This window comes from Paenibacillus filicis, from assembly GCF_038070315.1.
In the GTDB taxonomy this organism is placed as follows: Bacteria; Bacillota; Bacilli; order Paenibacillales; family NBRC-103111; genus Paenibacillus_G; species Paenibacillus_G filicis.
Window position 1 is genome coordinate 397848 of record NZ_JBBPCC010000002.1, and the last position, 24375, is coordinate 422222.

General features: G+C 54.3%; 28 protein-coding genes and 1 pseudogene. 2 read left to right on the plus strand and 27 right to left on the minus strand.

Going from position 1 to position 24375, the window contains the following annotated elements; all coding sequences use genetic code 11:
• Positions 1 to 109: 109 nt before the first annotated feature.
• The 14 genes from WMW72_RS05455 to WMW72_RS05520 form a co-directional block, all read right to left on the minus strand.
• Entirely contained in the window at positions 110 to 730 is a 621-nt protein-coding gene (locus WMW72_RS05455; protein ID WP_341414406.1) for a redox-sensing transcriptional repressor Rex, read from the minus strand.
• Positions 727 to 3591, minus strand: a complete 2865-nt coding sequence (gene dinG / locus WMW72_RS05460) for an ATP-dependent DNA helicase DinG (RefSeq protein ID WP_341414407.1) — start codon at positions 3589 to 3591, stop codon at positions 727 to 729. The genes WMW72_RS05455 and dinG overlap by 4 nt, the downstream gene beginning before the upstream one ends.
• Before the next feature lie 101 nt (positions 3592 to 3692).
• On the minus strand, positions 3693 to 4349 hold the full coding sequence (locus WMW72_RS05465) for a tetratricopeptide repeat protein (RefSeq protein ID WP_341414408.1): 657 nt from the start codon (positions 4347 to 4349) through the stop codon (positions 3693 to 3695).
• Between the two features lie 73 nt (positions 4350 to 4422).
• A complete protein-coding gene (gene panD / locus WMW72_RS05470; RefSeq protein ID WP_341414409.1) occupies positions 4423 to 4806 on the minus strand; it encodes an aspartate 1-decarboxylase in 384 nt (127 codons plus the stop codon).
• Positions 4807 to 4825: 19 nt separating this feature from the next.
• A complete protein-coding gene (panC, locus tag WMW72_RS05475) occupies positions 4826 to 5689 on the minus strand; it encodes a pantoate--beta-alanine ligase (RefSeq protein ID WP_341414410.1) in 864 nt (287 codons plus the stop codon).
• A 2-nt stretch (positions 5690 to 5691) separates the two neighbouring features.
• Entirely contained in the window at positions 5692 to 6546 is an 855-nt protein-coding gene (gene panB / locus WMW72_RS05480) for a 3-methyl-2-oxobutanoate hydroxymethyltransferase (RefSeq protein WP_341414411.1), read from the minus strand.
• Positions 6547 to 6892: 346 nt separating this feature from the next.
• The gene (locus tag WMW72_RS05485) at positions 6893 to 7864 is read right to left on the minus strand and encodes a biotin--[acetyl-CoA-carboxylase] ligase (protein WP_341414412.1); all 972 of its coding nucleotides are present in this window, start codon (positions 7862 to 7864) and stop codon (positions 6893 to 6895) included.
• Complete coding sequence (locus tag WMW72_RS05490; protein ID WP_341414413.1) at positions 7861 to 9330, minus strand: CCA tRNA nucleotidyltransferase; 1470 nt, start codon at positions 9328 to 9330, stop codon at positions 7861 to 7863. Before WMW72_RS05490 ends, WMW72_RS05485 begins: the two co-directional genes overlap by 4 nt.
• Entirely contained in the window at positions 9324 to 10490 is a 1167-nt protein-coding gene (gene bshA / locus WMW72_RS05495) for an N-acetyl-alpha-D-glucosaminyl L-malate synthase BshA (RefSeq protein ID WP_341414414.1), read from the minus strand. The genes WMW72_RS05490 and bshA overlap by 7 nt, the downstream gene beginning before the upstream one ends.
• 32 nt (positions 10491 to 10522) lie before the next feature.
• Positions 10523 to 11218: a bacillithiol biosynthesis deacetylase BshB1 gene (bshB1, locus tag WMW72_RS05500; RefSeq protein WP_341414415.1), complete on the minus strand. Its 696-nt coding sequence runs from the start codon at positions 11216 to 11218 to the stop codon at positions 10523 to 10525.
• Complete coding sequence (mgsA, locus tag WMW72_RS05505) at positions 11215 to 11640, minus strand: methylglyoxal synthase (RefSeq protein WP_341414416.1); 426 nt, start codon at positions 11638 to 11640, stop codon at positions 11215 to 11217. The genes bshB1 and mgsA overlap by 4 nt, the downstream gene beginning before the upstream one ends.
• Positions 11641 to 11752: 112 nt before the next feature.
• Positions 11753 to 12559 carry a 4-hydroxy-tetrahydrodipicolinate reductase gene (dapB, locus tag WMW72_RS05510; RefSeq protein ID WP_341414417.1) on the minus strand — a complete coding sequence of 269 codons (807 nt, stop codon included), beginning with the start codon at positions 12557 to 12559 and terminating at the stop codon, positions 11753 to 11755.
• Positions 12540 to 13112, minus strand: coding sequence for a tetratricopeptide repeat protein (locus tag WMW72_RS05515; RefSeq protein WP_341414418.1), 573 nt, complete (start codon positions 13110 to 13112; stop codon positions 12540 to 12542). Before WMW72_RS05515 ends, dapB begins: the two co-directional genes overlap by 20 nt.
• A gap of 93 nt (positions 13113 to 13205) precedes the next feature.
• Positions 13206 to 13544, minus strand: coding sequence for a nucleotide pyrophosphohydrolase (locus WMW72_RS05520; RefSeq protein ID WP_341414419.1), 339 nt, complete (start codon positions 13542 to 13544; stop codon positions 13206 to 13208).
• A gap of 209 nt (positions 13545 to 13753) precedes the next feature.
• Here WMW72_RS05520 and WMW72_RS05525 point away from each other — a divergent pair, with 209 nt between their 5' ends.
• On the plus strand, positions 13754 to 14602 hold the full coding sequence (locus WMW72_RS05525) for a YitT family protein (protein ID WP_341414589.1): 849 nt from the start codon (positions 13754 to 13756) through the stop codon (positions 14600 to 14602).
• 3 nt (positions 14603 to 14605) lie between these two features.
• Here the strand turns inward: WMW72_RS05525 and WMW72_RS05530 are convergent, their stop codons facing one another.
• The 13 genes from WMW72_RS05530 to WMW72_RS05590 all read right to left on the minus strand — a co-directional run bounded on the left by WMW72_RS05530 (position 14606) and on the right by WMW72_RS05590 (position 23944).
• The gene (locus WMW72_RS05530; protein WP_341414420.1) at positions 14606 to 15499 is read right to left on the minus strand and encodes a sporulation protein YpjB; all 894 of its coding nucleotides are present in this window, start codon (positions 15497 to 15499) and stop codon (positions 14606 to 14608) included.
• 65 nt (positions 15500 to 15564) lie between these two features.
• Positions 15565 to 16233 (minus strand): DUF1405 domain-containing protein, encoded by a 669-nt coding sequence (locus WMW72_RS05535; protein WP_341414421.1) that lies wholly within the window; start codon positions 16231 to 16233, stop codon positions 15565 to 15567.
• A 77-nt stretch (positions 16234 to 16310) separates the two neighbouring features.
• Positions 16311 to 17192, minus strand: a complete 882-nt coding sequence (locus WMW72_RS05540) for a c-type cytochrome (protein WP_341414422.1) — start codon at positions 17190 to 17192, stop codon at positions 16311 to 16313.
• Positions 17193 to 17257: 65 nt separating this feature from the next.
• Positions 17258 to 17929: a menaquinol-cytochrome c reductase cytochrome b subunit gene (gene qcrB, locus WMW72_RS05545; protein ID WP_072327644.1), complete on the minus strand. Its 672-nt coding sequence runs from the start codon at positions 17927 to 17929 to the stop codon at positions 17258 to 17260.
• Between the two features lie 19 nt (positions 17930 to 17948).
• The gene (locus tag WMW72_RS05550) at positions 17949 to 18494 is read right to left on the minus strand and encodes a QcrA and Rieske domain-containing protein (RefSeq protein ID WP_341414423.1); all 546 of its coding nucleotides are present in this window, start codon (positions 18492 to 18494) and stop codon (positions 17949 to 17951) included.
• Between the two features lie 240 nt (positions 18495 to 18734).
• On the minus strand, positions 18735 to 19193 hold the full coding sequence (locus WMW72_RS05555) for a DUF2487 family protein (RefSeq protein WP_341414424.1): 459 nt from the start codon (positions 19191 to 19193) through the stop codon (positions 18735 to 18737).
• Positions 19194 to 19320: 127 nt separating this feature from the next.
• Positions 19321 to 19512, minus strand: a complete 192-nt coding sequence (locus WMW72_RS05560; RefSeq protein WP_341414425.1) for an IDEAL domain-containing protein — start codon at positions 19510 to 19512, stop codon at positions 19321 to 19323.
• Positions 19513 to 19567: 55 nt separating this feature from the next.
• On the minus strand, positions 19568 to 20080 hold the full coding sequence (locus WMW72_RS05565) for a gamma carbonic anhydrase family protein (RefSeq protein ID WP_341414426.1): 513 nt from the start codon (positions 20078 to 20080) through the stop codon (positions 19568 to 19570).
• 48 nt (positions 20081 to 20128) lie between these two features.
• Positions 20129 to 21256: a hypothetical protein gene (locus WMW72_RS05570; protein ID WP_341414427.1), complete on the minus strand. Its 1128-nt coding sequence runs from the start codon at positions 21254 to 21256 to the stop codon at positions 20129 to 20131.
• 164 nt (positions 21257 to 21420) lie between these two features.
• Positions 21421 to 22020 (minus strand): histidine phosphatase family protein, encoded by a 600-nt coding sequence (locus tag WMW72_RS05575; RefSeq protein ID WP_341414428.1) that lies wholly within the window; start codon positions 22018 to 22020, stop codon positions 21421 to 21423.
• A gap of 121 nt (positions 22021 to 22141) precedes the next feature.
• Entirely contained in the window at positions 22142 to 22768 is a 627-nt protein-coding gene (locus tag WMW72_RS05580) for an anti-sigma factor family protein (RefSeq protein ID WP_341414429.1), read from the minus strand.
• A complete protein-coding gene (locus tag WMW72_RS05585; RefSeq protein ID WP_341414430.1) occupies positions 22765 to 23358 on the minus strand; it encodes an RNA polymerase sigma factor in 594 nt (197 codons plus the stop codon). Before WMW72_RS05585 ends, WMW72_RS05580 begins: the two co-directional genes overlap by 4 nt.
• 295 nt (positions 23359 to 23653) lie before the next feature.
• Positions 23654 to 23944 (minus strand): S-layer homology domain-containing protein, encoded by a 291-nt coding sequence (locus WMW72_RS05590; RefSeq protein WP_341414431.1) that lies wholly within the window; start codon positions 23942 to 23944, stop codon positions 23654 to 23656.
• 74 nt (positions 23945 to 24018) lie between these two features.
• Here WMW72_RS05590 and WMW72_RS05595 point away from each other — a divergent pair.
• Positions 24019 to 24192: pseudogene (locus tag WMW72_RS05595) on the plus strand (LysR substrate-binding domain-containing protein); the annotation flags it as partial.
• Positions 24193 to 24375 lie beyond the last annotated feature (183 nt).

Sequence of the window (24375 nt, forward strand, 5' to 3'; positions counted from 1 at the left end):
TTTTTGCGTTTCGGGTCTACATGATCAAGAAGACTATGGCAGCTAAACCAGGTCAAGCCGAAAAGTCCGTACCTCTCGGCACGGACCTGCTCACTTCATTCTGTTTTGTCTAATCCAAATAATAAGCCAAACTCTGCAGCTCGGTCGTAAAGTCAGCGTGATGAACACGGATGTCTCCAGGAACTCTAATAATCACAGGAGCAAAGTTCAGGATCGCCTCCACGCCCGCGTGAACAAACTGGTCGGCTACCTGCTGCGCCTCCACAGCGGGAACCGTGATAATCCCAATGCGCACCTGCAGGGATCGGATCGCCTCAACCAATTCATCCATCGGTTTTACCTTCAGGTTGTTGATGGACTCACCGATCTTGGATGGCTGCGCATCGAAGACGGCTACAATCTTCATATTATCTCTTAAGTAAGCGTTATAATTGCATAGAGCGCGTCCCAGATTGCCTGCCCCTACGAGGGCAACGGGAATAACTTTGTCCAGCTTTAGAATTTGCCGGATTTTCTCGATCAGATAATCGACATCATAGCCGATCCCCTTCTTGCCGAACTCTCCGAAGTAGGCCAGATCCTTCCGGATTTGGGCCGGATTCAAGTCCAGCTTTTGACCGAGATCCTGGGAGGATACGGTCGATATATTTTTTTTGCTGAGCTCATTCAGAAATCGTAAGTAAATAGGCAGCCGGCGAACGACCGCCTCGGAAATTTTAATCGTCTTCATGCTTTCTTCTCCTCCATCCACTGCTTGATACGCGGAACCAATTGACTCGCATTCATATGCTCGATCTTCGGACCCGGCAGCGAATACAGGAAATACTTGCCATAGTTCGTATCGATGACCCGTGTATCGTAGATAATTACGATCCCCTTATCCGAAGCCGTCCGCACCAGCCGGCCGAACCCCTGCTTGAAGCGGATAACAGCCTGCGGCACCGACAGCTTCATGAACGCATTCATATTCCTCTGCTTGAGCTTCTCCGTCTTGGCTTCGACGATCGGATGATTCGGCGGCTGGAAGGGCAGACGAACGATCACCAGCGCGGACAATGCCTCACCGGGTATGTCTACGCCCTCCCAGAAGCTGCTGGTGCCGAGCAATACGCAAGCGGCGCTGCTCTGAAACATCCGCGTCAGCTTACTGCGGTTGCCGCTGTCCACACCCTGGCCCAATACATGGACGCCGAACGGAGCCAGCATGTCCTTCAGCCCGGCATGTACCGTCTTGAGCATCCGGTTCGAGGTGAAGAGCACAAGCATGCGTCCTCTTGTCTCCAGCGCCACCTCGGCTAGGGAAGGAATCAATGCGTCTACATACTCCTTCTCGCCCCCGAGTCCGCTGCGCAGTGTAGGGAAATCCCGCGGAATCGCAACCAGTGCCTGCTCCCGGTAATTGAAGGGCGAGGGAAGCTGCACCGTCTTCAGCTGGCCCCCTGGCTCCGATTCGCGTAATCCGAGCTGCTCGCAGGTATAGTCGAAGGATTTGCCAACGGACAAGGTAGCGGAAGTCAGAATCACACTGTCCTTCGGCTCAAAGAAATGATGGCGCAGCATCGAGCTGACGTCGATTGGAACGGCGCTGAGCTGCAAGGAACGGTTTTTGCCGAACTGTCCGCCCTCCAGCCAGTACACATAGTTATCATCGGGCATCATCATGAAGAAGTGCAGGTCGTCCTTGTGCCTATGCAGCTCCTTCACCGTGCCGGACAGATCGGTGACCAGGCTCTGTACGTCGAACTCGTCCTGCGTTTCCTTGAGCTCCGATACTAGTTTATCCATGCGCTTCAGTGCTTCTCCCGCATGAAGCTGCATGTTTTCCTCCAGCACCTCGAGCTTATCCCAGCCCCGCGGCAGCGATTCCTTCTTGAGGCGCAGCACCAGCGAGCCGCCTTCGGGCTGGGCGGATTCACTCATACGTGCTGTCGAAAGCAGCTGGAACAGCAGCTCATTGAGCTGATCCCATTCCTCCTTCAGCTCGACCAGGTTTTCAACTGCCCGGTCAATATCCGCACTCCAGTTCGCCACCCGAGGGTCCTCTCCCGCTTTCTGCAGCTTGAGACGGAGATTCGACAATTGTCCGGACCTGCTGTCCTTGTACAGCCACTGGAGCGTGCTCAGCAGCGTCTGATAATGCAGCTCGATGCCGAGATGCTTACTGGCCACTTCCTCGAAGTGATGCGCCTCGTCGATAACCAGATGCTTATAAGCAGGCAACAGCCGGTTTTCAGCTTTCATATCTGTAAATAACAGCGAGTGATTCGTGATGACCACATCAGCCGTATTCGCCTGATGACGGGCACGGTGATAGAAGCATTTCTTGAACCAAGGGCAGGCACGGTTCAGGCAGGAATCGGTATCACTCTCCACGGAATGCCAGAACTGCTTGCCTTTGCCCGGAAAGAAGAGCTCCTCTTGGTCGCCATGCTTCGTCTCGCCCAGCCAGACGAGCATCTGTCCTGCCGTCACACGGTCTTCCTTGCCCGACTCGAAGTCCTGGGTATTCAGCTTATGCTCGAACTTGCGCAGACACAAATAATGCCTCCGCCCCTTCAGCACAGATGCCATAAATCCCACCGGGAATAGATCATGAAGCAAGGGGATATCCCGCTCCCTAAGCTGCTCCTGGAGATTGATCGTATGCGTGCTGACAACTACTTTCTTATCATGCTTGAGCCCGTAATATAGAGAGGGAATCAGATAGGCGAGAGATTTGCCCGTACCCGTCCCGGCCTCTACCATCAGATGATGTCCCGCCTCGAACGCATTCTCGACCTCGCTAAGCATCGTGACTTGGGCTTCGCGTTCCTCATACGCCTCGAACCGATTCTTCAGGACGTTTCTCAGTTGTCCGTAGAAGCCCTCGAAGGTTGGGTCCAGCGAAAGCACTTCCTTCTCTTCGCGAACGGGCTCCTCGTCTCCCCAATCTCCAACATTCAGGGCGAATTGGCGGTAATACCGCTCAGAGTCGGGATCAAGAGGCTGATGGAGCTCGCGGTATACGAGCGCTTCATGCAGCAGCCATCCGAGATCGCTGGTTGAATCTGCGAATATCATATCCAGACGCTGTAAGGTCAGCAGCGGCAGCGATTGCAGACGCTCGAGGCAGGTCAGCCAGATCAGCGCCGTCACCTCGGCATCACTATCGGCCTGATGCGGCCGCTCATGCTCGATGCCAAATGCCTGACAAACCATGGTTAATTGAAGACTCGATAAGCCAGGATACAAGATACGGAGCAGATCCATCGTATCGAGCGTCCGGCCGTCGAACGGAAAATAGCCGTTCTCATCCAAAGCCCTCTGGAGAAACGCAAGGTCAAAGCCAACATTATGTGCGACCAAAGCCGCATCCTGTAGCAGCGGTACCATATCCGCTATTACCGTGTCTATACTCGGGGCTTCCCGCACCTGATCGTCATCGATGCCGGTAAGCGATGTAATCGAAGCAGGTATACTTATGCCCGGATTGACGAGGGAAGTATACCTGCCCGTGATTTGCATATCCTCTATGATGAAAAGTCCGACCTGGATAATCCGGTCTGCCGCCGAACTGCCCGTCGTCTCAAAGTCCAAAACCGCAAATTTCATCGGTGCCAAGCTCAATCCCTTCGTTACACGATTCCCTTTAGCATACCATACTGCGGGGAAAAGGAATAGCCGCCAAGCTAAGGAAGCCGCTGCAGATAGCTCTACAGCGGCGGACAAGCGGGACGCATACCCTTCGATTCAAAGTGCAGGCCGCTCTGATCCATGCGGCAAAAGCCCAAATCGATCAATGGCTCGACGCTTGACGGGTCGGTTCGATAAGCCATTGCAAATAATTCGCAGGCTTTATCCATGTTGTTCTGTTGAACCTGAATGCAGCCCATAATATTGAGCGAGATCGCTTTGAGCTGCATATGCTCCGTGAGCTGGGACAGGAACTGAAAGTGCGCATAGCTATCTTCCCTCTGGCCCTGATGCAGATAAGTCATGGCCAGATACAGGCGGGCCAGCGTGAAATCCGGCTGTGCATGCAGCAGCTCGGAGAACTGCTCGGCAGCCTCCCCATACATATGAAGTTTATAATACCCCTGTGCTTTTACAAATTGATCCGACCGCTTATCCGTGAGCTCCGGATGCGGGAGTTCCGCCTCCTTCGGAAGCTGGGCGATGCCTGTACCCTGCAGCGTATGGCCGAGCTTTTCTTCAAACAACAGCCAATCCTCAATGCATTCATCGCTCATCGCCTTAAGAGACTGCAGCTTTTCCATCAGCCGCTTGCGCTGCATGCCAGTTGAGGACGGGTATTCCGACAGCACTTCATCGAGCATATCGTTCATCGAGGCAAACAGATGCTTGAACATACGCACATCCCACCTTTGCTGGCTTGGTATGAGGTATCTTCATTGTGCGTCGCCCCGCCTCGTTTCATGCGGTTTACAGTACGGTGGAATGAATTTCTTCCTTCAGCACGCTGACGATTTCGTTATCATCCCCCATAATGGCAATGCTGGGAACATGCTGTCTCGCGGCTTCGTCCGTCATCATCGCATAAGACATAATAATAACCTTATCGCCTGGCTGAACCATACGAGCAGCGGCACCATTCAAACAGATCACGCGGGAGCCGCGGGGCCCCGGAATAATGTAGGTTTCAAAGCGTGCTCCGTTGTTGTTGTTCACAATCTGAACCTTTTCATTGGGCAGCATGTCGATAGCATCCAGCAGATCCTGATCGATCGTAATGCTGCCCACATAATTCAGATTGGCTTCCGTCACGGTGGCACGGTGAATTTTGGCTTTCAGCATGGTACGGAACATAAGGAAATCCCCCTCAAGTTTAGATAGAAATAACGGCGTTATCGATCAACCGGGTATTTCCGAATTTAACGGCGACGGCAACGATCACACGATTGCTGTCCGCAAAAGAACTGACCGGCTGCAAGGACGGAAATTCCAGTACCTCCACATAGTCGATGACAGCCAGCGGCGCCTGGCGGATCTTGGTCTCCACCAGGAGAGTTACTTCGCTTGGAGTCGTATCATCAGCTCCGGCTTCGAACCTAAGCCGCGCTTTCTGCAAAGCCTGGCTCAAGACAACCGATTGCGCACGCTCCTCCGGGCTTAAGTAAACATTGCGCGAGCTTTTGGCGAGGCCATCAGGCTCGCGTACGATCGGACAGGGCACGATCCGGACCGGCATATTCAGATCCAGTACCATCTGCTCGATGACCGCGACCTGCTGCGCATCCTTCATGCCAAAGAACGCCTGGTCCGGCTGTACGATATGCAGCAGCTTGCTAACCACTGTCGCTACGCCGTCGAAATGTCCCGGCCGCGAAGCGCCGCAGAGCCGAGAGGTGACCTCCTTGACCGATACGATGGTCCGTGTAGGAGCAGGATACATCTCCTCCACCTGCGGCAGGAATACGATATCGGTGCCCGCCTTGGCCGCCAGCGCCAGGTCCCTTTCCTCATCGCGGGGATACCGCTCAAAATCCTCATTGGGCCCGAATTGGAGCGGGTTCACGAAAATGCTCAGTACAACCACGTCACAGGCTGCGCGAGCCGCCTCCAACAGAGAGGCGTGTCCTTCGTGCAGAAAGCCCATCGTAGGGACGAAGCCGACCTGCGCATCGGGATTCTCTCTTTTGGCTGCCCGGATAGCGGCTCTGAGCTCGGATATGCTGGAGAGGACCTGCATGATTAATGTACACCTCCGTATAGATGGCTAGCCACTTCCTCCGGCTTATGGAAGGTATGCTCTTCCGCCGGAAACTGGCGGGCTTTGACATCCTGGACATAATGCTGCAACGCGCCCCGGATCACATCGCCGACAGCCGCGTATTCTTTCACCATCCGCTTGGGATGCGATTCTCCGGCATACCCCAGCAGATCATGAAACACCAGCACCTGGCCGTCGCAGGAAGCTCCGGCTCCGATGCCTATCGTCGGAATGCTCAGCGCATCCGTAACCTCGCGGGCCAACTCATCCGTGACCAGCTCGAGGACAACAGCGAACGCCCCGGCTTCTTCCAACAGCTTAGCATCGCTGAGCAGCCGCTTGGCCTGTTCATCCGTTTTCCCCTGCACCTTGAAGCCGCCGATCTGATGAATGGATTGTGGAGTGAGCCCAAGATGAGCCATAACCGGAATACCGGCCTGGACAAGCGCCCGCACGGCAGGAACGATCTCGGCTCCGCCCTCCAGTTTGACCGCCTTGGCAAGCCCCTCCTGCATGAGACAGGCCGCATTGCGCAGCGTCTGATCCAAGCTGCCATGATACGTGGCGAACGGAAGATCCGCCACAACAAAGCTCGTCCGAGCTGCCCGGGTCACAGCCTTGGTGTGGTGGAGCATATCGCTCAGCGTAACCGGCACGGTCGTTTCATAGCCCAGCACAACGTTGCCAAGCGAATCACCGACGAGCAATACCTCGACGCCTGCTTGCTCCGCGAGCATGGCCGAGGTGTAATCGTAAGCTGTGACAACGGTGATCGGGTTCCGATCCTCTTTCATTTTTCGCAGTTTGGCGGTTGTTACGGGTTTGCGTGTTTCCATGGAACAGCACCTGCTTTCCCCATTTAATCGATAAATCCTGGTAATGCGATTGTTCGCCGGATTGCCCCCGAATATGCAAAAAAACCTTCCTGCCCTCTGAAACTGCGAGAGCTGAAAGGTTCACATGGCAAATTAAACCTATGACCCTTCTGTCTCGGTCCTTGAAAGGCTCAGAGCAGAATCCGGCATAATGCTTGATAAATTCCAACCTTGTAGCTCATGTCCACTACCCCGAACCTGATTGAGGGCTCCAGGTGCAGCTCCACATGGGATGCCGCCCCGGTCATCGAAAGCCCTCAAAGCTCAGAAATAGTATGATTTATTGTAACAAAATCGACAACAGTTGTCATCTAAAATCGATATCGCCCGAATACAGGATGCGAACGGAACCGTCGTCCATTCGCAGGCTCAGCGCTCCATGATCGTCGATTCGCTCCGCAAAGCCTTCGATCGGCCCTTGGGCAGTCGTGCTCGAAATCCGTCTGCCCAGCGAAACGGTCAGTGCCTCCCACAGCAGCTTGACCGGTGCGAAGCCTTCAGTCCGGTACAAAGCATATACTTGCTCCAGCTCGGTTAGAATCCGATTCAGCAGGGCAGCACGGTCTATCTTGGTGCCTGCCGCTATGGACAAGGATGTCGCCTTCTCCAGCAGCTCTGCCGGATAATCCTCGGGCGCAAGGTTGACACTGATGCCGATTCCTGCAATCACATGACGCAAGGAACCGTTCTCCACGCTCGCCTCAAGCAGGATGCCGCCTATCTTCTTCCCGCCTACGAGCAAATCGTTCGGCCACTTGATTCCGACATCCAGAGAGGTGACAGCACGGATCGCACGGCAGACGGCCACAGCCGTAAGCAGCGTCAGCTGCGGGGTATCCGCCAGATTCAGCCACTCCGGCTTCAGCAGCACGCTGAACCACAGCCCCTTTCCCTTCGGCGAATGCCACACTCGGCCTAGCCGGCCCCGGCCAGCCGTCTGCAGCTCAGCGAGCGCCAGCGCGCCTTCTTCGGCTCCTGCCTGGACGAGCTGCTGAATGACGAGCTGCGTAGATTCTACTTCCTCGGAGTACTTTATCTGCCGGCCGAAGCGCTCTGTCTGAAGCGCCGACAGAAACTCAGCTATTGGGAACTTTTCCGGCGCTGACAGCAGACGGTAGCCTTTGCGCGGAACAGCCTCGAACAAGTAGCCTTGCTGCTTGAGCCGCTCGATCTGCTTCCAGATGGCCGTACGGCTTATCCCCATTACCCCGCTGAGGTGCTCTCCTGAGACAAAACCGCCGTCCGATTGCTCGAACAGCTCAATTAAACGCTCACTCATCTTTTTTCCGTCTCCCGGTATTCGTCATATTGGCCCTCAGCCGCCAGCAGCAGGGCTTCTTTCTCATTGGGAAGCAGGCCCAGTGCCGTTTGCCGGAGCAGACTCAGCAGCAGCTTGCCGGTCCATGGCCCTCCCCGGAGCCGCAGCCGCTGCAACACATCCTGTCCGGTTAGGTGCAGCTCGCTTAGCATGGCGACTGGCATGTCTGCCAGCCAGTTCTCCCCGTTGTCAAGCCACACTTGTATCGCGTCTGCGAGTCTATGGTTAGAGCTCCCGGTTCCCCTACTCACCCAAGCCGGATCCAGCCTGTATAGCTGCAGCAGGCTACGAAGCGTATCCTTGCCGTATTGCACGGCCGCCAAGATCCAAGCCGTTCGCTCAGCCGCCTGACCCTCCAGGCTTGACTTGCCTTCTTGAAACCGCTCAGCCCCGTCTTCAGACGCTTCGGCCTCATGCGAAGGCGTGACAGACGCCATTCGGCTCTTGCTCGCGTTTAAGCCTCCTACGGCCTTCCCTGCCCCGCCGCAGCCGATAACGGCTTCCGCCAATTGTACGCGGGCATTCAGCAGCGCGGATACAGCACCGATCTGCTGGCCTGAGAACGTAAGCCTCCTCATGTCTTCCGCACAGTCCGCCGGCGATGCCTTCAAGCAGCCGTATACGTATGCGATGCGAAGTCCTGCTTCAGGCAACATGCGTAGATCCGGCCAGTCTGATACGCTTGCTGGCAGAGAACGCCATAGCAGCGGTGCTTTCGTATGACTGAGCAGGCCGCTCTGCTCCAGAAGCCGCAAAGCCCGGTTAGGATCGCTTCCAGTCAGCATCCGCTCCAGCTCCGCCCGGACCCGCTCCATCGCGATATGCGTCAGCAGAGGCGCCGATTGGATCAATGAAGACCAGGATTCCTTCTCGATCTCGAGTCCGTACTCTGCTGCAAATCGGATACAGCGCAGCATCCTCAGCGCATCCTCGGAGAACCGCTCAGAAGCCGAACCCACGCAGCGCAGCAAGCCCCGCTCCAGATCCGCCCGCCCGCCGAACGGGTCGATGATGCGGCCCACTCCGTCCATCGCCATCGCATTCATTGTGAAATCGCGGCGCCGCAGGTCCTCGTCCAGCTCCAGAATATATTCGACAGCCTCAGGACGCCGGAAATCCGCGTAATCCGATTCCCGGCGGAAGGTAGTCACCTCGAACGGCTGACGGTCCATCACCACGGTAACCGTGCCATGCTGAAGCCCGGTCGGGACGGTTCGCTCGAAGAGCTCCTCGACCCGCTCAGGTAGCGCGGAGGTCGCGATGTCATAGTCCTTCACAGCCCGGCTCAGCCACTGATCGCGGACGCAACCGCCGACCAGATACGCCTCATACCCGGCTGCAGCCAGCCGGGCTATGATCTGCAAGGCACTGTCCCTGAGTGGAGTCACCTGGCCGGATTCCTTCTTCGCGTCATCGTTGTTCAGCATTCCAGCGGCTTTTCTTGAAGCTCAAGTGGAATCGGTTTGCCCAAGACCTGATAATAGAGGGCTTCGTACTGTCTGGTGATGACATCATTACAGAAGGTATAACGGGCGCGATGCAGACACGCTTCCCGCATAGCCCGGTACGCAGGCTCGTTCTTCAATAGACCGATAGCGAGCTGGGACATCAGGTCCACATCGCCGATTTCGGCCAAGTAGCCCGTCTCCCCGTGTGTAATCAGCTCGGGAATGCCGCCTGCATTGGAGGCGATAGTCGGAACGCCGCAAGCCATAGCTTCCAGCGCCACAAGCCCGAAGCTTTCCTTCTCCGAAGGCAGCAGCATCAGATCGGCCAGCGAAAGCAGCTGCGCCACATCGTCCTGCTTGCCACAGAACGTAACCCGGTCGAGCAGTCCCCGTTCCTTCACCTGGCACAGCACTTTGGACAGCTCCGGTCCTTCGCCGACGAACAGCAGGCGGGCTGGCACCTCTTTACGAACCTGGTCGAAGATTTCCACAACATCCGTAACCCGCTTCACGGGCCGGAAGTTGGAGATATGAATCAAAATCTTCTCATCCGGATGGGCGAACTCCTTGCGCAGGCTGACCACATCACGCGGGTAATACACCCGCTTGTCAACAAAATTGTACGCAAGCTCGATGCGCTTCTCGATCCCCAGAAGCTGACGCGTCTCCCGGATCAAATCCTCCGAGACAGCGGTCACTGCATCACTTCCGTTGATCGCGTAGCGGATCAGATCACTCAGCGACTCATCCTGGGCCAGCACGGTGATATCCGTGCCATGCAGCGTCGTGACGACCTTCAGATCGGGTCCCACCATCTGCTTCGCGAGCAGGGCGCACACCGCATGTGGGATCGCGTAGTGAACATGGAGCAGATCGAGCTGCTCCTGCTTGACCACCTGAGCCAGCTTGCTAGCCAGCGACAGGTCGTAAGGCGGATATTTGAACACGTAATAGTCGTTAACCTCGACTTCGTGATAGAAAATGTTTTTATCGAATTTACCCAGACGGAAAGGCATGCTGTGCGTTATAAAGTGCACTTGATGTCCCTTTTCGGCCAATAGCTTACCGAGCTCGGTCGCTACAACGCCTGAGCCTCCGAGTGTCGGATAACATGTAATACCGATTTTTAAACGCTCCATGAGGACTGCCTCCTTTCGAAAAAAACCTTGATTTACTCAAACATGGAAGGCATGTAGGGGAGCTTCGTCATGAAGCCCTCCGCATAGACCGCGGAGCGTTTCTGCCCTAGCAGCGAATCACGTGCCTCCACGCGCTCCAGATAGCCTTGATTGAGCGGCGTACGCACGACATCCTCGCCCGATGTTTCGAACTGCGAGCGATAGGCGCGGAGCGCCGCCTGCTTCATCCCGTATACCGGGGTGACGTCAATCATCACATCCGGGTTCACCGTATCGTTGATGAAATAAAAATAAGTCTCTTCTACCGTATGCGCAGGCACCTCGGGCATATACTTGCGGAGCTTCGCATTGAAGACCGCCTCCTGCACGAGCCGGCTGCAGGCGATATGATCCGGGTGCCTGTCCTCCCAATAGGGAGCAAACACAATACGCGGCCGGTGCAGGCGGATTTCGGCGACGATCCGCCGGATATATTCAGCATCTGCCGTGAGGCCCCGGTCAGGAAGCTCCAGATTGCTGCGGGAAGCCAGCTTAAGCACCTTGGCAGCCTCAGCAGCTTCTGCGCGTCTGCCTTCCACGGTACCATTGGAGGACATCTCTGCCAGCGTCAGGTCGCAGATCCCGATGCGAAGACCCGCCTCGGCATGCTTGGCAATCGTGCCACCCATCCCGATCTCGGCATCGTCCGCATGTGCGCCAAAGACGAGGAAGTCGAGCTTCAACGTCATTCCTCTACCCCCGGCTTGTATTTGTGTACAAGCTCCCGCCAGGCAAAGTCGCCGCGATCCAGCGCCTTGACCAGAATCTCGCCTGTTGCGATATTCGTCGCGCAAGGAATTCCCTGCACGTCGCACAGCCGGAGCAAAGCAATGATATCCGGCTCGTGCGGCTGCGCCATCAATGGATCGCGCAGGAAGATAATCAAATCCATCTCATTGGTGGCGACCAGCGCTCCGATCTGCTGGTCCCCGCCTAGCGGTCCCGACATGAAGCGGTGAACTTGAAGCTTCGTATTCTCCATAATGCGCGTACCGGTCGTTCCGGTCGCATACAGGGTGTGATGCTGAAAAACATGCTCGTAAGCCGTGACGAAATTCACCATCTCGTCTTTTTTGCGGTCGTGCGCGATTAGCGCAATTTTCATCGTCATGGAAACTGCTCCCCCTTAGGATATCCTGCTTTCTGTATGGAAAAACGAGGACGCGGAAAACCGTCCTCTACGAACCGTTTCCCAGCTGTCCTCTTCTTCCCTGCCTGAAACCTTAATCCATGATATGCTCGAAACCGTACACCAGGCCTTCGTAGGTCATAACCTTTTTCACTGCAACAGCCACGCCCGGCATGTAGCCCGCCCGGTCGTAGGAATCGTGGCGGATTTTGAGCGTTTGGCCGAAGGCGCCGAAAACAACCTCCTGCTGAGCGAAGACGCCCGGCAATCTGACACTATGTATGCGGAAACCGTCGTAATAGCCTCCGCGTGCTCCCTCGATCGTCTCTTCTTCTTTGGGGTTGCCCTGGCGAAGCTCGCCGCGCACCTGAGAGATCAGCTCGGCCGTTTTGATCGAGGTACCCGAAGGCGCATCCAGCTTCTGATCCCCGTGATACTCGATGATCTCGACATGAGGCATATATTTAGCAGCCTGAGCTGCGAATTTCATCATCAGAATAGCACCAATCGAAAAGTTTGGCGCGATCAAGCCGCCGATTCCATTCTCCTTGCAAAGCTTGTCCAGCTCCTCAATATCTTGCGGAGTAAAGCCGGTCGTTCCCATAACCGGACGAACCTTATGCCGGATCGCCAATCGGGTGTTGCTCGCAGCGGATTGCGGCGCTGTGAAGTCCACCAAGACGTCTGCCTTCGATTCCACCAGCGCAAGCTCCAGATCTTGGGTCACTTCAACGCCGCAAGCCTCCACTCCGACCATACGTCCCGCATCGATACCTGAAGTGGATCGGGCTACGGCTGCCACCAGCTCCAGCTCCGGATCAGCCAAGACCATCTTGACGACCTCACGCCCCATACGGCCGCTTGCACCGGCTACCGCTACTCTAATTCTCGCCTGACTCATGTTTCAGCTTCCTCTCTTTCTGCACTCCCGATGTTGAAGTACGCTGCATCTTTTGTTTCCATGTAAGCTCATATTCCGAGAGCAGCCGAATCCCGATCGCATGCGCGGGGTCCAGCTTCAGCAACTCTTTCAAGGCACGAATTGCGAGATGCATCTCATCCAGTCTTGCGTAAGCGATCGCCAGCAGCAAGAAAGCTTCCAAGGACAGCGGGTCCAATTCTACCGCTTGCTGAACAAGCGAAACAGCCAGCCATAGCCGCTCATCCGATTCCTCGAACAGCTTCTCGGCTTCCACCAGCAGTCCCTTGGCCTGCAAATGCTGCAGGTGCAGGACGTAGTGTTCATCCTGCGGGTCAAGCGCTGAAGCCCGCCCGGCGTGATGAATGGCTTTCTGCAGCTTGTTGCTGCGGGCATATGTGATGGACAGCTTATAATGATAGGAAGCGCACTCGGGCTTTAGCGCAATCGCCAGCTCGAACCAGCGGATCGCCTGTTCGAAATCATGCTTTAAAATCGATTCATAAGCTTTCTTGATGGCATATTCGCCGTCCATTCCCTTATCCCCTCCCAGCTTCATATGGAGAGAATGCTGACATGTCTCAAGCGGCCGTATGGAAAAGGGTGATGGTACAGTATATGCCTTTCACTACGAATCGGTGTTTATTTTGGTCCAGCGGTTAGCGTCTCGGGTCTGAAACTTGCTCATCACCTTGTCATGCGCCTCCGTCAGGTCGATGCCGAGCGAATTCGCAAAACAAATCGTAATGAACAAAATATCGCCCAATTCCAATTCGATGGAATTGTCAGCCTCCGATGCCTTCTTCGGCTTTTCTCCGAATTGGTGATTCACTTCGCGGGCAAGCTCACCCACCTCTTCCGACATCCGGGCCAGCATCGACAGCGGACTGAAATAACCCTCTTTAAACTGAGATATGTAAGCATGAACCTCGTCCTGCAGGTCCTTTAACGTGCGTTCATTCTCCATAATACGAATCGTTCACCAGCCTTGAGTTCAAGTTCTGACATTTGTCCGGACATTTCGGGAAAACGTCAACTCCATGTTAACGCAAAGGGAGGCATCATGACAAATTTTTTTTGCTCGGAAGGGAGAAGATAGGGGAATACAGCACAAGGCAACCCAGAGGGGTGAGCCGTCGAGGGGGTGAATGCGGAGTGATCAACCGGCATTGGAGCATGCTCAGCAACCTGATCTTTATTGCTATCGGTACTGCGGTTTATGCTTTCGGACTGCATTATTTCGTCATAGCCAACGGGCTGATGGAAGGCGGGATTACCGGTGTGGCGCTGCTGATCAATTATATAACAGGATTCCCGACCTCGATGACTACGCTGATCGTCAATGTCCCCTTATTCATCCTGGGCTGGCGCATGCTGGGCAAAGCACCGATGCTGTATACCGTCAGCGGTACCCTGCTGCTTTCGTTATTCCTGTGGGTGATGGAGGTCTTGATTGGATCGGGAAGCATCGTCCCGTTTCGCACGGAGAGCGATTATTTCCTGGTGTCCGCCTACGCCGGGGTCACACTTGGGGTCGGACTTGGGCTTGTATTCCGTTATGGTGGGACTACGGGAGGATCGGACATTGTAGCCCGAATTCTGCATAGGAAGAAGGGCTGGAGCGTCGGACGTCTCATTCTGGTCACGGATGCCGTCGTTCTGGGAGCTTCCCTGCTGTTTCTGCCCAAGGAGAAAATTATGTATACGCTCGTTGTCGTCTTTATATCGACCAAAGTGATCGATATACTGATCGAAGGGGCTTACGCAGCCAAAGCCTTCACCATCATCTCGGACCAGGCCACCCCGGTCGCCGAAGCCATTACCCGCGAGCTGGACAGAGGCGTTACGCTTTTCCCGGCCATCGGCGCTTTCTCGGGACAACCGAAGAACATCGTATACTGCGTGGTCGCCATGAGCGAAATGAAAAGGCTCAAAGACCTCGTGCACTCCATCGATCCCCGCGCCTTTGTGATTATTACGGAGGTACATGATGTGGTGGGTGAAGGCTTCAAGCCCATTGCCTGACAGCTAGGATCGCTGTCTGTATTCCGATTCGTCACCGCGCCGTACAGGCACGAGGCCGCCGTTCTTCTTGGACAGACGCCAGCCGGCGAAGCCGAGCGCAGCCAGAATGAACGAACCGAGGCCAATTGTCCATAGGATCGGATTCTGCTGCTCTGGATACGGCAGATAGGCAGTCGTCTCCCGCTTCATGAACAGCTTATCCAGCATCTGCCGCATAGGAGGCACGGCATTAGCCACGTTGCGGAATGGAGCCTGCTGGCCAAAGGACTGGGACTTGACGAATGTCAGCAGCGAGTCCATCTTCTCGACATCCTCTGCCGGTCTGCTGATGACGAGACTCGGATGCACCGTACTATAATGCTGCTCCAGATGCTGTACTTTATCCTGCAGGCCGGATCTATTGCCCGTCTTGGCCGACTGCTCGACTGCATCTACATCATCCTGCAGCTGCTTATAGAATTGCAGCCACATCGGCTGGCTCGTATGGGTCAGCGCATCGGCTGCGAGCCGAATCTTGGCCGCTGCAACTTGTCCGGCTCCCGGATCCGCAGACACCGATGTCAAGACGCGCTTGGCCTGTGAGATCGTCTCTGTAAAAGCGTTCATGCCCTCTACCGAGGTAACCCCTTCGAATGGTAGTTGAGTCACCTGGTCGCTGATTTGCTGCAGCACCACCCGGCCTCCGTCCACATCGCCCTTTTGCATCCGCTGGTACAGTTCCTCCGCTGTTTCATTCAACAGCTTCACCTGCTGCCTCTGCTGCTCACTTGGCTGATGTACGGATTGATTAGCCTGCTGATGCTGCGACTTCATGAGCCCGCAGCCCCCCAACAAGGGCAGCAGCAGTATCACTGTCATTCCTATATGCAGTCTCCGCCGGTTATGCTTTCCGGTCATTGGACATCCCCTCCTAAGGTAATCCTATGGAGAGGGGGGTTGCTTTAGACCGAATTCCGATGACTTTAGCTTTTGATTTGGCTCAATCGCCGGCGCCATAGAAACAGAGCGATGCCGACGCCAAGCAGGCTTAAGCCGACCGTAAACCATTGGATGACATTCAGATCATCCATCAAAGCTTCTGGAAGCCACGGAAATACGCCTGCCCCGTAATCCATCAGATCGTTCCAGAGCGCCCATACGCCTACGATCAACACCGCTCCCAGCGAGAAGCGGTAAAACCGTGCGTAGAGCAGCGCCTCGGCTGCCATGCCCAGATGGGAAATCGTCAGCATCCAATCCTGCCAGCTCACAAGATCGCCCTGCCAGGCTCCCGCCCAGATCATCGCTACCGCCCAGATTCCGTACTTGAAGGAAGTGATCATGGCGAATGCCTCCACAATCCCCCTGCCTAGGCTCACCTTATCAGGCGGTAAGGCAAAGCCCTGCTCCCTGTTCACGTCCTTAAACAGAAGAAGCAGAAAAAACGAAAAGAACAGACTCGCTGTCGGACTGTCTGGCACGAACGGCAAAAAAGCCGGGCCATACGTATCCAGCGTATAGGCCAGCTGCTTTCCGTACCAGATATAGCCATACACGGTGCCCGGCACATTAACAACCAGCAGGCAGAACAGCATGAAGCGTCCGCCAAGGAAGGCATTGCTGAAAAAATAGGACAAGCGCCAGTCGCCCAAATCAAGGACTCCTCTCTTGATGACTATACAAAAGCCTGACCGCTTGCGGGCGGTCAGGCTTTTGAGTTGCAGCTTGATTATTTCTTTTGTTTGCTGAGCCAGTCAGCCAGCTTGTCGATATCATCCGCAGACAGGCCTTTGGCAATGTTGGCATCGTATTGACCAGGCATGTTACCTTGCCCGTTCTTGATAATGCCGAGAATTTCTGTCTTGTCATGCTTGTCGCCCACGCCGCGAAGCGCAGGAATCTTGGCAGACGGCATACCCTTCAAGTCGCCGCCGTGGCACTGCAAGCAAGTGGATTTCTGATACAACGAAGCTGCAGGATCATCAGGCGCCACGATGGCAGCGGCTTGAGCCGCTGCCGGCTTCTTCGCTCCGCCCCCACCTTCGCCGCCTCCTGCATGCATCTCTTGCTCACGCTTGATATGCTCAGGAATGATGTTCTTGGACTTCAGCTCGTGCGTGTAGTGCTGCCACGAGAAGACCGTCAGGTAAGATACAGCGATCAAGCTCAGGAACATCAGTGCACTTGCGATCGGACGCTTGTAGAAGCGTCTTTCTTTGCCGGTATCCAGGAATGGAGCCAGTAGCAATGCACCGAACAAGATGCCTGGAACGCCTACCGTACCGAGTACAACCCAGCTTCCCGATGTGTACGGATATTTGAGCAGCTGGTACATGAACAGGAAGTACCAGTCAGGCATTGGAATAATCTCGGTGTTCGTCGGGTCGGCCGGGTATCCGAGCGGCGCGGCTTCAGACATAACCAGCACCAGAATCCCCATCAATACGACGACCCCTACCATCCATTCCTTCAGCAGGAAGTTCGGAATAAATACTTCCGATTTACCCGGATAGGCCGAGAAGTCCTGCGGGATCATTCTCGTCGTTTTCGCTTGAACGCGGGAATCGCCTACATAAACGATTTTTTCGTCAGATTTATGACCGTGAGCCACGTATCGCCCCTCCTTCTTTTGTTCTCATGAACCTCGTATGAAGCTTTGGACTTGTCCGTTCAGTCTTAGAGCGGCCCGGAAATCCCTTGCTTACGGATCATGATAAAGTGACCGGCGAGCAAAGCAAGCAGCGCACCCGGCAGGAAGAACACGTGCAAGGCAAAGAATCTCGTCAATGTCTGTGCCCCGACGATCTCGCCGCCCTGCAGCAGCGTCTTGGCGTACGGTCCGATATACGGCGCCGATTCTACGATTTTTAGCGTAACGCTTGTTGCAAAGTAAGCTTTGTTATCCCAAGGCAACAGGTAGCCTGTCAGCCCGAGACCCAGCATGACGAAGAAAATCAGCATGCCGACTACCCAGTTCATCTCGCGTGGAGCTTTATACGAGCCGGTAAAGAACACGCGGAGCGTATGTAAGAACATCATCACGATAACCAAACTCGCACCCCAGTGGTGCATGCCGCGAACGATAACACCGAACGCAACTTTATGCTGCAAATAGTCAACGCTTGCATAAGCGTTGATAATGTCCGGTACATAGTACATCGTCAAGAACATCCCGGACAGGATCTGTATAACTGTGATGAAGAATGTCAATCCGCCGAAACAGTACACAAAGGCAGAGAAATGATGCGCAGGGTTAACGTGCTCGGGCACTTCATGATCCGCGACATCTCTCCACAGCGGCGTGATATCCAGGCGTTCATCGATCCAGTTATAAATACTTTTAATCATCTGATGCTACGCCTCCTTTCTACACCCGTTTGTTCGGACCGAGCTGGCCGAGATACACGAAGCCTTGCTCTACTTTCACTTCGTACTGATCGAGCGGCGCATTCGCAACGGCCAGTTGCTTGCCATCAACCGTGTAATGAGCTCCGTGACAAGGGCAATAGTATTGATCCTTGTATTCCGGATTCGAATTCCAGTTTACCGTACAGCCCAAATGCTTACAGGTCGGATTCAATGCGAATACTTGACCGTCTTTGCCTTTGGAAATCCAAGCCTCAAGCTCCGGTTCGCTCGCATACCAGCCGTCCACTTGCTGAACCTTGAATTTAAATACTTTCGGCTCATTCGTAATCTTGGAGTCTTCCACAACCTTTACCCAATCGGCTTGCTTCTTGGGCTGAAGGACCGGATCAACCGCAAACCGAATCATCGGCACTATCATCCCGGCTCCCATGAAAGCTCCCGCTCCGCCAAGGGTGTAGGAAAGAAACTGGCGTCTGGACATTTCCCGACGTTTCACCGGCTTCTCGCCATGATGCTGCGAATCATGATTCGTATGATCGTTCATTCTCGTTCTACCCCCTTTTGCAACATATATCAGTCGTTCGACATAACTTTACACCAGATACTAGGACATAACTAATAATAGCTTACGCCACTGGGTGCGTCAAGAATAGAGACAAGACTTCGCACCTTGGAAAACAAGGCGTCCGAAGCAGTTTTAACATAATTGTCACAACTCTGCCACGGTGTTCCGAAAGCTTGCTCCTACATAGAATTAACACCCTTGGCACAGATCATACATCGGTCACACGGATTCCCTTGTCATCCAAAGTTTCGTCAACTGCTCCGCTACCGTCCGCTTGGCATCAGCTCCCTGGGCATTCAGCTCCTCTCGGGACATCTGTATAATCAGATCGGCTTCGGTCTGCGACCCGCCTAGCTCCACCGCCTCTCTCGGAGCCGCCGAAACCAATACCACATAGCGGAAGCCCGCAAGCTTGAGTCTGGCGCACGCATCCGCGAGCAAGGTCCGGAAAGCAGCAGCCGCTTGTCCCCCGCCGGCATAATGCATCGCCGGATAGGTCACCGTCCTGCCCTTAAAGGGAATCTCGATCAGATCGAGCAAATCCCGCAAATTCTCCAGCGCCTCTGCGGCCTCCACCGGAGACTCCGCTCCGTCGAGCCCTGTGACAGGCAGCAAAGCTGTATCGAGGTAAGGCTGCAGACCGAGCCAGTCTGCTTTTTCAATTTCACTAAATTTCACCGTTTCACCTTCTTTCCGCTTCTTACTTTAACATAAAAAAAAGACATATGAAGAATTCTCACATGTCTTTCAAAAAAAAGTCATGATTTTCTTTGGCAAGTCGTTCCATACCTTGTGTATGAAGAGATCATTTGACCTGGGAGCGCAGCAAGTTGAGTTCAGTCGTGAGGGCAAGAAAGGAAGATTCGTCTCCCGAAGCCAAGGCATGATCGATTTCCTGATACAGCCGCTTTTCTTTGAAGTTACGTACGGCTTCATCCAGCACCATTTCAGCAAACAAACTTAGCATCGTGTCATTTGTCACATTCATTTTGCCCATGAGTACTAACCTCCAAACCGGGTCCTAAGAATCGTCTTCTCTCCGGCAGGTGAAGTCACGCTTGCTCGGTCCGATATTCCTCCGCCTTCAGACAGTAGCTCTCCATGGTACGCTTCATCCTGGCCAGATCGGACTCCGCCAACGGGCGGACCGATTTGGCCGGGGAGCCGAGCCATAAACTATAGGACGGCACCGAGCGATTTTCCGTGATCAGCGAACCCGCTCCTATTAAAGCATATTCAGCGATGTCTGCACCGTTAAGTACAATAGCCCCCATACCGATTAATGTGCCTCTGCCTATACGGCAGCCATGGATGATGGCTCCATGTCCGACTGACACCTCATCTTCCACGATCAGCGGCTGATCTGTATTTACATGACCGATGCAGCCGTCCTGGATATTCGTACGCTTGCCGATCCGGATCGGCGCCAGGTCCCCCCGGAGCACCGTATTGTACCAGATGCTGGCCCCTTCTTCGATAACGACATCTCCTATCACTTGTACCCCCGCCGCCAGAAATACGCTCGGATGAACCTGCGGGTATATGCCATTGTAGCTGTGCAGCATGATCATCGCTCCTTCCGTGTGAATGTCGGAGAGATTGTAGCAGGCTGCTTACCGCTTGTCAATTGGAAGCACGATGCGGTCGTTCTCGGCCACGTACGTCCCTTCGATCATGCTGGAGCCCATCCGCGTCACCTGAATGACCAAGCCTTCGAATTCGTCTTCACCGATGCGCACGAGCCCGAGATGCATCATCATCTGCAGGATGCGCTGCTCGAGGATCGAGTCCGGCGTGTCATAATAGAAGGGACGGATCAGAGGGCCCAGTGTGTTTTTTACTGACGCTAGCGTCATCCAGCCCGAGGACAGCGTATTCAGCCAGTGAACGATCGATTGAAGTCCGGGTATCGGACCTTTATAGAGTCTTAACCAGAAGCGGAACAGTTGGACCGGATCTTCCTTGAGGCCCGCCTCCACGACCTCTCTGCCCCGTTCTGTCAAGGCCAGCACCTGGTGGTGTTCGGTCACATAATCATTGAAGTAACAATAGTCATAGATGAAGGAAAACCGGCTCGGGTAGTCCCTGTACATACGCCCGTAGCCGAAGCGCCAGGCTGTTTTGCCGACGGGCTCTTCCCGGACCGCGAGACTTTCCAGAATCTGCTGCAGATTGCGCTTGTACATGACCAGCTCGCCAGTCAGCATGAGTTCTTGTCCATGCAGGATCCGCAAGAAGCCCAGAATATCATCCGCGAGCAGCTTCTGCTCATCCCGGTAAGCTGCCGGTTCCCCAGTGCGCACGAGCGTCTGCTCGAACCGCTTGCTCAGCGCCGCGATGAACTTTCGCTTGAGATCGGACGGGACCTCGAACAAGTAGCGGGTTTGCTGGGAGTATCCGTTGAATAGCCACCCCCGGTGCTTGAATCGCGCGATCATGTCCCGCGGGTTCCAGTCCGGCTGTTGCTCGTCCTGGACGAACCGGCTTTGCCTGACTCTTGCGATCAATTCCTCTATACTGAACGATCCCCGCTGGTCAAACAACAAGGAATTCAGAAATCGGATATCCTCGATCGACAGCTCCTCCACGAATTGATCCAGGACGTCCCGTCGTCCCACGCGGGATAGAATGGACTGAATCAGCTCATGCTTGGAATGGCCATTGCATTCACACGCGTACGTGCCAGCAATCCGGCCCAGATCATGAATATCAGCGTAGCTTAACATATCGGCTAAATTCATGCTTGACGCTTCCCTTCTAGACTCCCTCGCGCACTCAGGAGGCATTTCAAACTTACTATTCATTATGGGAATTTGTTCCGGTTTTAAACCTCCGTACCGCAAAAAAAGCCTCCATCTCCCTCATACTCTGAGGTTGATGGAGGCTTGCCGGCTGTATGCCGATTTTACGCGCCTTGCTCCGCTTTGTCTGTCAGCTCCAGATGAGCTGTGCAGTTCAGCAATTGAAACTCCCATCCGGTACCCGACCGATGCATCACCGAGAATGAGGTATTCATGAGATGCGTATCCAGCGCCTGATTCAGGATGGATTCGATCACCGGCGCGATATACCCCCCGTGGCTGACGATCAGCACGCGGCGGCCTGTCCATTCCCGCTCGGCATCGTCCAAGAAGGACTGCCATCGCTCCAGCAGCGCTTCATCGGTCTCCATGCCGACATCCGCTCCGCGCCAGTCTTCTCCCCAGCGGGCGAGGCGTTCCTCCAGCGTCGTACCTTCGATTAATCCGAAAGATCTCTCGCGCAGTCTGGCATCTACTCCAAGCAATGGAATTCCGGTGATCGCGGCTATACGCTCCGCCGTCTCCTTGGCCCTCTGCAGGTCGCTGGCGATCAGTCCATCCCATTGACCTCCCAGTAAGCGCCGTGCCAGTCTATCGGCCTGCAGCCTCCCGACCTCAGCGAGCGGCGTATCCATCTGGCCCTGCATGCGTCCGGCCAGGTTCCATTCTGTCGTACCATGACGAATGAATCCGATTGTTGTCATCTGATTTACCTCCTCAAGTCGTCAAGTGCGCTTCGTCTGCTTGTTATGGAAAAACGGCCCCCTCAGGAGCCGCAGACCATACCAAAACAACCATTTCTTCTATTAATAATGGGGTCAATGACTAATGCCGCGTTCTAGATAGCCAATTCATAATCAGCAAGGTGCTGGTCAGGCCAAGTAAAGATAAGAACAGCAAGTAGTCGCTGACAGAGTGAATCGGACCCACCTGATACGTAAAAGGCTTGTTGAAGCCCTTAAGGCTCGCCACAGCTGTCGGCATGGAGTGAACATTCAGCGATTCCACCTGACTGCCGTAGGCTGCCACCACAGGGTCTCCGATTCTTCCGAACACAGGAGATTCGGGAATCGCCGACTCATAGGGCTGTTTGTGATTGACAGAAAGCCAGAAGGTAAACATAAAAGCCAGGAGACAAACAGCGATAACAGCCGTCATATTCCGTCTGAGCTTGGCCGAGAAACGGTACAACCGGTCCGTTACCGGCACTCTCCAAGATTCATCCTGATAGATCCGGCTCATCACGGAAGAGGATACACCCCGCTCCGGCACGACCATCCCCTCGGTATCGGCAATTGTCCGGATGAGCATCGTGCTCTCCTTCCACATCTCAAACTCCTCTGCACAAGCATCGCAATGGGCCAGATGCTCATCCACCTGAAGCCGCTTAGGGTCATCCTCCGGAAGATCCCAATAGACGCCGAACAGTTCTTGTATCTCTTCGCATTTCATCGTTGATTCATCCCTTCATACTCCTCAAAAATCGGTTCAAGTAAGTATGGTTCGAGCTGAAGCTTCACGCTCGCTCTTGCCCTGAACAGCAGAGACTTAACTGAACTGACTGTCTGTCCTAAAATATTGGCGATTTCCTGATAATCCAATTGGTCGTACTCCCGCAGAATCAGCGCGCTGCGCTGCTTCTCAGGCAAGTTATTGATAGCCTCGCGGACCATGGTGACCTTCTCGTTGCGCAGAGCAGTCTGCTCCGGCTGGGTCTCCAGTGCGGTCTGCGGCGTATAGCCGCTTTGCTCCAGCGATATTTTCACATTCTTGTGCTTGCGCAGCTCGCTTAGTACCGTATTGCGCGCAATCGTATACAGCCACGTGGTGAAGGTCGCCTCGACTTCCCGGAACGAATGCAGGCTGCGATAAGCCTTATAGAACGTTTCGTTACAGAGATCCTCGGCCAGCGACTCCATCTGTGAGCTTTTAAGCATATGATAAATAAAAGCTAGTATTTTTCGTTCATAGCGGCGCATCAGTTCATCATACATCTGAACGTTGCCGTCTTTGATTTCTCGGATCAACTGGGAATCGGTCATGCCGTAGGCGACCCTCCTTGTGATTCCCGCCTGCTCCCGGTGACGACACTCCATTGTACCGGATTGGGAGCAAAAAGTTGCGGTGTTTCTTAACATTTTTTTAGATTTGTACCCTGCATCTGTTTGTATTCGCGATACGACAGCCAAAATCCTGCTTTGTCGAAAGCTGTTTATCCTTTTCCTGCAAAAAAAAAGACCGCCTGACAATCAGGCGGGTGCACAGTGTGCAAGTTTTCGGATAGGAGTGGAGAGAAACCATACTGTACTTTTATTATATGTATACGTTTACAAATTGTCAATGGTTTTTTTGAAAACGTTTCCCTTTCCCGAAAAAAGAATGACTTTGAAAAAACCAAGGCAGTTTTGCAGCTGCAATGATTGTCGCGGCCTGTGCTCTGCTGACTGTCTCCGACGGAGCGAAGCGCTGCGCTTCCACGCCATCTATGATGCCCGCTTGCTGCAAAGTCTTCACGACTTCAAGCGCATAGCCTGCAATATCAGCCTGATCGGCGAACGGCTCACTGCTTGTGCCAGCTGGCAGCTTCGTGTGAAGATAACGCGCCACTCGATGGGCGATAACGGCCATATCCTGTCTGGATATGCGGTCGCCCACTCCGAAGGTCCCGTCCTCCTTACCCTGAATAATGCCCAGCTGCTGAGCGACATGAGGTGCTGTCGCTTTCGAGGCTTCTGGAGCATCCTATTATCTTATTCTCCCGGAACAGCCGGGCAAGAATGACGATCACCGAAATATTTCAAGACTATGGACTACAGCTGAAGCCGGACATCGAAGTCAGAAGCGTCGATCTGCTCATTGAGTTCGCCAAGAGGGGCTGGGTATCTCGGCAAAACGATTTATCGAGCTTGTCCGGTAATCGTCGAGAGCAGCTTGACTAGAGCAGAGGACGACTGAAGTGCTCCTCAGGCAGCACGTAAAAAAACAAAAAATCGGTTCTTCGCTGAATGACCTATTTTCACCTTAGAATACCGTTGTACAAGAAACAAACAGCAGGAACA